We start from the raw sequence: 625 nt of genomic DNA, 5'->3' as shown, positions 1-625 counted from the left end.
GTATCCCAACGGGCAACTGCATATATTTAAAACGGGGATAAGTATCTAATTTTGCCTTGTCTTCCAAATGTGAGGGAGAAGGTCTTTGATTTTATTCACCGGGTAATCAGCAATGATGGTCAGGATATTCTCGAGCCATTGATACGGGTTAATATTATGCATTTTGCATGTACCCAGCAAGCTGTATAACATAGCAGATCTTTTTGCAGCCTCGTGAGAACCTGCAAATAAATGATTTTTGCGGCCCAGGGCAATAGGCCTGATACTGTTTTCTATCCTGTTATTGTCAGGCAGCAAGGAACCACTTCCGGCATAAGCGCTCAGCTTCTTCCATCTTTTGATGCTATAAGCCAACGCTTGTCCGATCGGACTTTTAGGTAACACCTGGGGATACTGTTCTAGCATCCAATCTCCTAACCGGTCCAGGATGGGTTTAGCCTGTTCCATACGGATAGCTTTCCGCTGATCATCGCAATATCGCTGTGTGGTACATTGTTGCTCTATATTGTATAGCTGTTGGATCTGTTGTAACACATACTCCGACCGGGCACTGTCATTACTTAGTGCTTCAACAAAATATCTCCTTGCGTGCGCAAGACAATGGATCAAGCAGATACCATTGCTT

1 protein-coding gene is annotated in these 625 nt (G+C 44.0%); it reads right to left on the bottom strand.

Annotated features, from left to right (window positions below):
- Positions 1-45 precede the first annotated feature (45 nt).
- A partial coding sequence (locus tag KVT36_RS31535) for a transposase (protein ID WP_217607400.1) occupies positions 46-625 on the bottom strand: 580 nt, incomplete at its 5' end.

It is taken from the genome of Chitinophaga sp. GbtcB8 (assembly GCF_019091455.1).
GTDB lineage: Bacteria > Bacteroidota > Bacteroidia > Chitinophagales > Chitinophagaceae > Chitinophaga.
This window is presented reverse-complemented; position numbering and strand designations above follow the sequence as displayed.